We start from the raw sequence: 8,225 nt of genomic DNA, 5'->3' as shown, positions 1-8,225 counted from the left end.
GCATCCCCGATGACTCGCACGCCAAAACGTCGACGGGAATCCCTAATCGGACTCAAATGTAAGGCGAGAACCACTAGAATTTTGCGGAGGGAAATCCTGAAAATGCCGTCTTCTTGCAAGAACCGCCGATAAATACGTAGCCGCCGTTCCACGTCGATTTGTAATTCCAATCACCAGTTTCACGTTGGAAGGTTAGCTGATCGTCGGAATCAAAGCTGCCTTTGATATGCTGTTCTATCTCGCTCGGGGAAACCGAAGTAAGCTTTTCGGTTTGGTCGCATGGTCCCTTGCAATATCGCATGTTCGCCAGATCAATCCGGTAAACCTCGTGCAATTTTTCGCTTTTCGCGGGATAGAAACCGTATTGGTAGTTTTTTGATCCGTCACAAACTAGGTTGAATTGCCTCTTATCGAAGGCGCCTGTAATCTGCGAACAGGATGACAGGGCGAGAAGTACCAGCGCCGCCGCCCTCACTCCGGCTTCTCCACCGGTTTATGCTTGACGATCTTGCGCAGCCGCTCGTCAAAGCGCGCTTCGTCGTCGTCTGTTTCGAGGTCGCGCGCGGCTTCCTTGAACTTGTCGAGTTGAGATGGCTCATTTGAATTTGACAACTCGTATGATCCTGTCTGCATAAGTCACCCGGTAGATGAATGGGGGTTTCTCGGTTTCTACGATCGCGGCAATTTTCTTATACGCCGCCGCAAACCGCCTCAGTTTATCCCATTTCACAGAGCTTCCGCCGTCGAGATAAAATACTCTGCCATTATGCTGCCGCACAGCCTCTATCGCTATGCTGTCGGTATGGAATCTCTTGTCATGGCTTACCACGATCCACCTTTTTTGGCTAACTTCAGCAAGCCATTTGTCATCCGCTAAGTCTTGCGCAAAACCGTGCTTTTTATCATCTTGATATTCTACGATGAACGGCGCGCGCGTGTTTTGCAGTAGTTTTGGAACTGCAGAACCGGTGCACCGATCAAAAAAGATGGTTAGTTGAGCCACGCGCCCTTTCGAGGCTTGGACGGGTCAATTCCCTCAAAACGAAGTGCAGCGTTTACATCTTTGGTATCTAAGCTCAAATCGTCTTTTATTTCAGCGATCGGCTCGCCAGACTGCCAGCGCTCCTTGAGCAACCATGTGGGAACCCCCGCGACGTGGGGCGCGCCAAAACGAACTCGCGGGTCAATTACGACTGGAGAACGCTTACCAGCGACGTGCCAACGCGTAGCCAAGCCATCTTCGTACTCGAACTGTTTAAATCGGTCGCCAATAATTCCTTTCCAGGCCAACTGACCGTTACGGTTCCCAATCAGCAGATCAGCACCGGCTTGGAGCGCAAGATCAATGCCATCCGTCTGCAATTTGAGCGTTGCAAACGGATGCGCAGTGTTGAAAGCGCCAGCAAAGTACGCGCGAGCAGCACGGATATCGGCGAGCTTCATTCCAGCCTCTTTGCAGGACGCGGCAACCGCCAATTCGATAAGTTGAAGGTAGGATAGCTTGATCCGGGAATCGCGCGCGCCAAGCGTCGTATTGCGCTGCCAACGCGACACTGTGCTGGAGTGGACCCCGGCATAGCGGGCCGCCTCGTTTACCTCATAATTCGGGGTGTCGAGACGCGCTCTCCAAAAATCGGCAGGGCGGACCGAGGCGTTCATGGAAGCATGAGTATCATCATGGGACTCTCTTGTGAATCATCAAAATCAAGCGCCTTGGTTCCGCATGAAAGCGAACTCCAGCTGAAACCAGCGCCACTTTGGCGGCGGCTTGGGGGCGTACTGGCTTGCCATCCTAGCGGCCCCCCTTGCCCGGCATCCGGCCGAAGAACAGCGAGAACGACAGCCCGAACCCTTCGAACGCGAGGCAGTGGCAAGGCCCGCCCCCCTCACCATCCCAACGCTCGAGCCCGTGGCGGTCGCGCTGATAGGACACAGTCGGGACCATTTCCTCCCATATGGCGGCGAGCGTCGCGCCGATCTGGCGCACAGTAGCGGCGCTCACGACGGCATCGCCACGAATGCGAGGGCGAACAGAGCCCAAAGCGCGGGAGCGACCGCCAGCGTTGCCGCAACGCCCCCGAACGAGAGGTTAGAGCCCAAGAAACCCTTGCGCGTGACAGCCGCGATAAGCTGGTCGGCAATCTCCCGCTCTTTAGCAACGGGATCGATCCCGGTGCGACAAACAAGCATCACTGCAACGTCGCCGCTCGGTTCGCGCACCGCGTCGGCAATCCAACCGCTCGCTATCTCGACCGGGAAATAGTCGCGCTTCCCGGCAATCGGAGGGGCGCCGGTGATCGACACCCGCACCCCCGCAAACATGTCGCCTTCCCACGGTTCATAGGAGGCGACGGCGGCCTTTGTGGCTTGGCCGTTCATGGCTCAACCCTCCACCGCTGCAAGGCGGCGCATGTCCGCCATGTATGAAGCGATCATTTCGGGATGCCATGTTGGCCCCCATTCGCCACGGTCGGCTGCTTCCCCGAAAAGCTGCTCAGACTTCAAGAGCAAGGCGGCGCGGTCGGGTACCGGGGTCGTTGCCAGCGTAAAAGCCGCATCGGCTCGCATCGTATCGGCAGCGTTCCACGCCCCTTCATCTTCGGTGATCGGGATGGCATCAACCGCAGCCTGTGCCGCTTCGTATGCGGCAAGGGCGCTATCCCAAGCAGCGCCACCGTTCGCGAGGCGGGCCGCGTGCTGGTCGGTCGCGATGCGCTGCACGTCGGCAATGATCGCCGCGCAGTCGTCGCCGTCCAGGTGCATCGCATCGGGATACTCGGCTTTGACCAGCTCGCATTTCTCGGCGAGCTGCGCGAGCGTCGTGACGGGGTATGCAGTGACAGCGCTAAGCGCCTTGCTTGCCCGATCGACCAGAATTTCCCACGCGGACTCTTGCGCGGCATCTTTCCAATCGCTGGGGGCCGCGGCGTTCCGTTCGGATGCTGCATTGCGGTATGCCGATACGACGACGTTCCAGCCGCTCGCCTTGGCAGACGCGGCGGGGGCGTTCAGAGTGTGATTAGCCATGATAGATCCTTGCGTGATCGTTGTGGTCAGACCGGGTTGGAAGGGGCCTAATCCTTCCGCCCGGTCGCTCTCTTGGTGAAAGCTTCACCAATAGGCACTCATTTATGGGTTGCGTCAACCCTCGCGTGGTGATAATTTCACCGAATGATAACACCCGAACAATCGCGGATGGCGCGAGCCGCCCTCAATCTCAGTGGCGGCGACTTTGCCAAAATGGCGGGGGTCGGGATCAATACCGTGTCGCGCTTCGAACAGGGCGCAGACACGCGCACGTCCAGCGTCGAAGCGATGGCCCGCGCGCTCGAGGCGAAGGGCGTCGTTTTCCTAGGCGCTAATGACGTGTCGCTAGCTGGTGGCGTTGGCGTGAGGCTTCCGATCGCGCGGCAATCGACCGACACACAAGGGCAGGGGTAGCGGCATGGCTAAGGCGACACGCGAGCCCGCATCGGACAAGCAGCCCCCCGACGCGCTGCCGGTGATTGCGCCGGCCGAACGACGTGCCCCGGCTGGGCTGCTCCCCAAGGGCGAGCATGGCAACATCAAAGCCACGGCCCGCGAAGGGGTAAGCGACGGGCGAGTGATGGCAGACATTATGGTTGCCCCGTTCGCGCGTCATGCCGAAGTCATCGATTCTTTTGGCGGCAAGCTATACGGCGACTCCGGCCGGCCGCCGATCATGGAAACCATGAACGCGCTGACCGAGGAAGCTGATAAGGCCGCCCGAGGCGAATTGACTTTGAGTAGCCAAATCCTGACCTCCCAAGCTTTGGCGCTCGATGCGGTATTTACGGATCTAGCCCGCCGTGCGGGGGGTAACGTCGGGCCCGACGCGATGGAACGCTACATGAGGCTAGCGCTCAAAGCGCAGTCGAATTGCCGCACGACGCTGGAAGCCCTCTCTAAGCTGCACCAGCCTCGCGAACAGACTGTTAGACACGTCCACGTCAACGAAGGCGGGCAAGCCGTTATTGCCGAGAATTTCCACCACCACGCCGCAGGATCTGAATATGTCGATAGTGCCAATCAACCCCTTGAGCCCCGCAGCGCGTCTCGCCAAGGCCCCGCGCTGCTTGGCACGCAACCGAGCGGGCAACCCCTGCCAGGGTCCAGCGATGAAGGGAAAGAAGCGGTGCAAGCTCCACGGCGGGAAAAGCACGGGCGCACCAAAAGGAAATAAGAACAGTTGGAAGCATGGCGCACGGTCGGGCGAGTTCATGGCCCTATCCCGCTTGATCGACCGTATTGCCGAAGGTCCCGCAGCGTAGAGCCGTTTTGGCGCTGCGGACATTCCCGTAACGCACGGGCTATGCGAAGCCCCGCGCCACCCATCCTAGCAACATGGCAAGGCCTCCGAAAACTGCACAGACGACGAGCGCAGTTTCAACCATGCCCATTGCATCGCTAGCGCTGCGGCAGATAACGGCGACGCCTTCGCGGTTGCTCTCATAGCTTGTCGTCCAGGGCATGCACTGATGCTGCTGGCTCATCTGCACGGCGATCCGTTGCATAGCCTGCGTTCGTCGGGCCTCATACCGATCGATGGCCGGGCTAGCGGTTAGCGCGTCTACGAACGGATTGGCACTCACGGCTTGCGCCGGGGGATCATCGGGTAGGGAAGCGCTCGCGACATACGCGCCGCCTGTAAATGCCGAAAAGAGCGTGACCGCTAGGACCACGCCCATGATCGCAAATATGATCCGCCAATATCCGGTAATCCGCATGCCCGCCCCTCTAGCCGTTGCACGATCATATCACGGGGCGCCGGTGTGCCGCTAGCGGAGGCGCTATTGGGGAGCGGTTATGGTAGCGGAAGCACGATCCCCAAAAATACTTAGCAATATCAATAGCCAGTGGCGGAGAGAGTGGGATTCGAACCCACGGTGAGCTTGCACCCACGGCGGTTTTCAAGACCGCTGCCTTAAACCACTCGGCCATCTCTCCGCGCTGTCGCTCGCATAGCGACCCGACGCGGCATCATGCAAGGGCCACCGCGTGCAAGGTTTGTGACGGGCTGCAGGCCTTTGGGGGTTCATGTGCGCGGACGGCTGTGCCACTGTTGGCGCATGCGGGACATACACACGGTACGGGCGCGGATCGCCCTTGGACTGACGGCGGCTGCGCTCTGCCTCGGGGTCGGCGGCGCCGCCTGCGCGCAGGACGATACCGGTTTCCAAAGCTATCTGACGACGCTGCGCGCCAAGGCCGAAGCGAAGGGCGTCAGCCGCGCGACGCTCGACGCGGTGATTCCGACGCTGACGCTCAATCCACGCGTGATCGAGCTCGACCGTGCGCAGCCCGGAGCCAATCCCAACGCGGGGATCCCCGATTTCGCGCCGTATCAAGCGCAGCATCTGAGCAGCGCGATCATCGCCAACGGCCGCAGCGCCTATCAAGCCGAGCGCTGGCGCCTGCGCCGGATCGAGCAGCAGACCGGTGTTCCCGAATCGATCATGGTCGCGATCTGGGGGCACGAGACGAGCTATGGCCGCGTGATGGGCGGGTTCGACCTGCCGCGCGCGCTCGCCTCGCTCGCCTATGAGGGGCGGCGGCGCGACCTGTTTGCCGACGAGTTCATCGCCTCGATGCAGATGATGGACCGCGGCGTGACGCGGTCGCAACTCGTCGGGAGCTGGGCAGGGGCGACGGGCGGGCCGCAATTCCTGCCGTCGATCTATCTGCGGCTCGCGCGCGACGGCGATGGCGACGGGCGCGCCGATATCTGGTCGAGCCATGCCGATACGCTGGCGTCAATCGGCAATTATTTCGCCAATGCCGGCTGGCGTCCGGGCCAGCCCTGGGGGCTGGCGGTTTCGGTGCCGGCGAGCTTCGACCGCAGCCAGATCACCAATCGCTTGCTGTCGCCGCGCTGTCTCAAGGTGTTCGCGCGCCACAGCGGTTGGAAGACGATGGCCGAGTGGCGCGCGCTGGGGGTGACACCCGTGTCACGCAACTGGCCCGGCGATTCGGTGCTGGCGACCTTGATCGAACCCGATGGCGTCGGGCGGACCGCCTATCTGCTGACCGGGAATTACCGCGTGATCCTCGATTATAACTGTTCGAATTTCTACGCGCTGTCGGTCGGGTTGCTCGCCGACGCGGTCGAGCAATAAGCGCGTGACGCTGTTGCTTGGCTTGGCGCTGTTTGGCGTCGTGGCGTCGCCCGCTACCGTGGCGCAGCGCGATCTGCGTGACCCGACCCTGCCGTCCGACAGCGCGCGGCCGCCGCAGGATCTGCCGCCCGAAGTCGCGCAAGGGGCCGGCCCGCGCGGGACGTCGGGAGAAGCCCGTGAGGACGGCGTCGGCTATGCAACGCTGCTTACCGCGCCGCCCGAAGGGCGCTGGGCGACGGTCGGGATCGGCGTGGGGCATCCGACGCTCGCGCCCGGCACGCCGGTCGAGCTGACCGCGCTCGACAGCGGGCGGACGATCATCGCGTTGGTCGTCGCGCAGAGCAGCGGCGCGGTCGTCGCCTTGTCGCCGGGTGCCGCGCAGGCGCTCGGTGTGGGCGATCATGGCGGCATCCGCGTCCGCACCGTCATCGTCTCGCCGCAGGATCTTCGCGCGCTGCAGGCGGGGCAAGCGGCGTCGCCCCGGCTCGACGCGCCGCCGACCTTGCTCGTGGCGCTTCGGCGCAAACTGCCTGCCGAGCGCGTCGCGCCCGCGCCGCGCTCGCCCAGTCGGCCGGCGGCGGTCGGCACGACCCGCCCGGCTCCCGCGCCGCAGCGGAGTGCGCCCGTGAAGCCGCACCCGGCACCCGAGATCGAGGCGCCCGCTCGCGCAAAGCCTGCGCCTACGCCAGCGGCGACGCGCGGCGGCCTCATGGTCCAGGTCGCGGCGCTGTCGTCCGCCGAGCGCGCGGCCGCTCTCGCCAAGCAGCTCGGCGGCCGCGTCGTTCCGCTGGGCAAGCTCTACCGCGTCCAGCTCGGGCCCTTTGCCGATTCCGCCGCTGCGCAGCGCGCACGTGACGGCGCCGCACGACGCGGCTATGCTGACGCACGCATTTTCCACACCGACTGAAGAACGAGACCCAACCGCATGTCCTCGCGCCAGAAACTGCTCGCCGCCGCCGTCGTCGCCATCGCCGCGACGTGCCCGGCGCTTGCCGCTCCCGAATTCCAGACCCCCGCGCCGGTCGCCTATCTGCAGGATCTGTCGTCGGGCGCGATCCTGTACCAGAAGGACGCCGATCGCCGCATGCCGCCCGCCTCGATGGCAAAGATGATGACGGTCTATGTCGCGTTCGAGATGATCAAGTCGGGCGAATTGAAGCTCGACCAGAAATTCCCCGTCCGCCCCGAGACGTGGCGCGCGTGGCACTCGCAAGGATCGACGATGTTCCTGTCGTCGGGCGAGGAAGTCAGCGTCGAGGATCTGCTCAAGGGCATCGTCACGCTGTCGGGCAACGACGCCTGCGTCGTGCTCGCCGAGGGCATTTCGGGGACCGAGAGCGCGTTCACCGAGCGGATGAACCGCGCGGCGACCAAGCTCGGCCTGGCGAACAGCCATTTCGGCACGGCTAACGGCTGGCCCGACAATGGCGTCACCTATGTCACGGCGCGCGATCTCGCCAAGCTCGCCTCGGCGACGATCCAGACCTATCCCGATCTCTACAAGCGCTTCTATTCGCTGCGCAGCTTTACCTGGGGCAAGACGCTCGGCGGCGAGAAGCCGATCGATCAGGCCAATCGCGATCCGTTGCTCGGGCGCGTGTCGGGTGCCGATGGCTTGAAGACCGGGCACACCGACGAGGCTGGCTATGGCTTCACCGGGTCGGCGATGCAGAACGGGCGCCGTCTCGTGCTCGTCATGGCGGGGCTCGGCACTTCGGGCCAGCGCGCCGAGGAATCGGTCAAGTTCATGGAATGGGGCTTCCGTGCGTGGCAGGCCAAGCCGATCCTCGCCAAGGGCAAGCAGATCGAAACCGCCGAAGTCCAGCTCGGCAGCGCGAACAGCGTCGGTCTCGTCGCCGCCAACGATCTGAGCGCAACCGTTCCCGCCGGCACGGCAGGCGAGATGAAGCTCAGCGTGCAATATGACGGTCCGATCAAGGCGCCGATCAAGGCTGGCCAGCATATCGCCGATCTCGTCGTGGTGACGCCCGGCATGCCCGCCGAGCGCCTGCCGCTGGTCGCCGCCAACGACGTCAGCGAAGCCGGCTTTTTCGGGCGCGCCTGGGCGGCTGTCTCTTATACACATCT

14 protein-coding genes and 1 tRNA gene are annotated in these 8,225 nt (G+C 62.9%); 6 read left to right on the top strand and 9 right to left on the bottom strand.

The genetic code is table 11. The features are described 5' to 3' along the window. Positions 1 to 73: 73 nt before the first annotated feature. The 7 genes from QN347_RS18070 to QN347_RS18040 all read right to left on the bottom strand — a co-directional run bounded on the left by QN347_RS18070 (position 74) and on the right by QN347_RS18040 (position 3,027). Entirely contained in the window at positions 74 to 475 is a 402-nt protein-coding gene (locus tag QN347_RS18070; protein WP_322163816.1) for a hypothetical protein, read from the bottom strand. Continuing rightward, positions 472 to 612 carry a hypothetical protein gene (locus QN347_RS18065; protein WP_323494275.1) on the bottom strand — a complete coding sequence of 47 codons (141 nt, stop codon included), beginning with the start codon at positions 610 to 612 and terminating at the stop codon, positions 472 to 474. The genes QN347_RS18070 and QN347_RS18065 overlap by 4 nt, the downstream gene beginning before the upstream one ends. Then, positions 596 to 1,003 (bottom strand): hypothetical protein, encoded by a 408-nt coding sequence (locus QN347_RS18060; protein WP_322163817.1) that lies wholly within the window; start codon positions 1,001 to 1,003, stop codon positions 596 to 598. Before QN347_RS18060 ends, QN347_RS18065 begins: the two co-directional genes overlap by 17 nt. Then, positions 991 to 1,659: a DUF433 domain-containing protein gene (locus tag QN347_RS18055; RefSeq protein WP_322163818.1), complete on the bottom strand. Its 669-nt coding sequence runs from the start codon at positions 1,657 to 1,659 to the stop codon at positions 991 to 993. Before QN347_RS18055 ends, QN347_RS18060 begins: the two co-directional genes overlap by 13 nt. Before the next feature lie 133 nt (positions 1,660 to 1,792). Next, complete coding sequence (locus QN347_RS18050; RefSeq protein ID WP_322163819.1) at positions 1,793 to 2,002, bottom strand: hypothetical protein; 210 nt, start codon at positions 2,000 to 2,002, stop codon at positions 1,793 to 1,795. Then, positions 1,999 to 2,379: a hypothetical protein gene (locus QN347_RS18045; protein WP_322163820.1), complete on the bottom strand. Its 381-nt coding sequence runs from the start codon at positions 2,377 to 2,379 to the stop codon at positions 1,999 to 2,001. Before QN347_RS18045 ends, QN347_RS18050 begins: the two co-directional genes overlap by 4 nt. Before the next feature lie 3 nt (positions 2,380 to 2,382). Then, on the bottom strand, positions 2,383 to 3,027 hold the full coding sequence (locus QN347_RS18040) for a hypothetical protein (RefSeq protein WP_322163821.1): 645 nt from the start codon (positions 3,025 to 3,027) through the stop codon (positions 2,383 to 2,385). A 168-nt stretch (positions 3,028 to 3,195) separates the two neighbouring features. On the opposite strand from QN347_RS18040, the gene QN347_RS18035 reads away from it, so the two are divergent. From QN347_RS18035 to QN347_RS21015, 3 genes are read left to right on the top strand one after another with little or no spacing between them, the layout of a single operon-like run. Continuing rightward, a complete protein-coding gene (locus QN347_RS18035) occupies positions 3,196 to 3,441 on the top strand; it encodes a helix-turn-helix transcriptional regulator (RefSeq protein ID WP_323494274.1) in 246 nt (81 codons plus the stop codon). A gap of 4 nt (positions 3,442 to 3,445) precedes the next feature. After that, on the top strand, positions 3,446 to 4,204 hold the full coding sequence (locus QN347_RS18030; RefSeq protein WP_322163823.1) for a hypothetical protein: 759 nt from the start codon (positions 3,446 to 3,448) through the stop codon (positions 4,202 to 4,204). Further along, positions 4,140 to 4,292, top strand: a complete 153-nt coding sequence (locus tag QN347_RS21015) for a hypothetical protein (protein WP_416194501.1) — start codon at positions 4,140 to 4,142, stop codon at positions 4,290 to 4,292. The genes QN347_RS18030 and QN347_RS21015 overlap by 65 nt, the downstream gene beginning before the upstream one ends. Before the next feature lie 39 nt (positions 4,293 to 4,331). Here the strand turns inward: QN347_RS21015 and QN347_RS18025 are convergent, their stop codons facing one another. Next, positions 4,332 to 4,748: a hypothetical protein gene (locus QN347_RS18025; RefSeq protein WP_322163824.1), complete on the bottom strand. Its 417-nt coding sequence runs from the start codon at positions 4,746 to 4,748 to the stop codon at positions 4,332 to 4,334. 130 nt (positions 4,749 to 4,878) lie between these two features. Beyond that, positions 4,879 to 4,968, bottom strand: a tRNA-Ser gene (locus QN347_RS18020). A gap of 122 nt (positions 4,969 to 5,090) precedes the next feature. On the opposite strand from QN347_RS18020, the gene QN347_RS18015 reads away from it, so the two are divergent. The 3 genes from QN347_RS18015 to QN347_RS18005 all read left to right on the top strand — a co-directional run. Beyond that, on the top strand, positions 5,091 to 6,137 hold the full coding sequence (locus tag QN347_RS18015) for a lytic murein transglycosylase (RefSeq protein ID WP_322163825.1): 1,047 nt from the start codon (positions 5,091 to 5,093) through the stop codon (positions 6,135 to 6,137). Between the two features lie 4 nt (positions 6,138 to 6,141). Continuing rightward, positions 6,142 to 7,044 carry an SPOR domain-containing protein gene (locus tag QN347_RS18010; protein ID WP_322163826.1) on the top strand — a complete coding sequence of 301 codons (903 nt, stop codon included), beginning with the start codon at positions 6,142 to 6,144 and terminating at the stop codon, positions 7,042 to 7,044. An 18-nt stretch (positions 7,045 to 7,062) separates the two neighbouring features. Further along, positions 7,063 to 8,225: D-alanyl-D-alanine carboxypeptidase family protein (locus QN347_RS18005; protein ID WP_323494272.1), on the top strand; the 1,163-nt coding region annotated here is incomplete at its 3' end.

It is taken from the genome of Sphingomonas sp. 10B4 (genome assembly GCF_035019905.1).
In the GTDB taxonomy this organism is placed as follows: domain Bacteria; phylum Pseudomonadota; class Alphaproteobacteria; order Sphingomonadales; family Sphingomonadaceae; genus Sphingomonas; species Sphingomonas glacialis.
This window is presented reverse-complemented; position numbering and strand designations above follow the sequence as displayed.

Excerpts from the sequence above, each read along its gene's own strand:
- QN347_RS21015 (WP_416194501.1), top strand. The coding sequence starts at position 4,140 with ATGAAGGGAAAGAAGCGGTGCAAGCTCCACGGCGGGAAAAGCACGGGC.
- QN347_RS18015 (WP_322163825.1), top strand. The coding sequence starts at position 5,091 with ATGCGGGACATACACACGGTACGGGCGCGGATCGCCCTTGGACTGACG.
- QN347_RS18055 (WP_322163818.1), bottom strand. The coding sequence starts at position 1,659 with ATGAACGCCTCGGTCCGCCCTGCCGATTTTTGGAGAGCGCGTCTCGAC.
- QN347_RS18030 (WP_322163823.1), top strand. The coding sequence starts at position 3,446 with ATGGCTAAGGCGACACGCGAGCCCGCATCGGACAAGCAGCCCCCCGAC.
- QN347_RS18045 (WP_322163820.1), bottom strand. The coding sequence starts at position 2,379 with ATGAACGGCCAAGCCACAAAGGCCGCCGTCGCCTCCTATGAACCGTGG.
- QN347_RS18040 (WP_322163821.1), bottom strand. The coding sequence starts at position 3,027 with ATGGCTAATCACACTCTGAACGCCCCCGCCGCGTCTGCCAAGGCGAGC.
- QN347_RS18025 (WP_322163824.1), bottom strand. The coding sequence starts at position 4,748 with ATGCGGATTACCGGATATTGGCGGATCATATTTGCGATCATGGGCGTG.
- QN347_RS18035 (WP_323494274.1), top strand. The coding sequence starts at position 3,196 with ATGGCGCGAGCCGCCCTCAATCTCAGTGGCGGCGACTTTGCCAAAATG.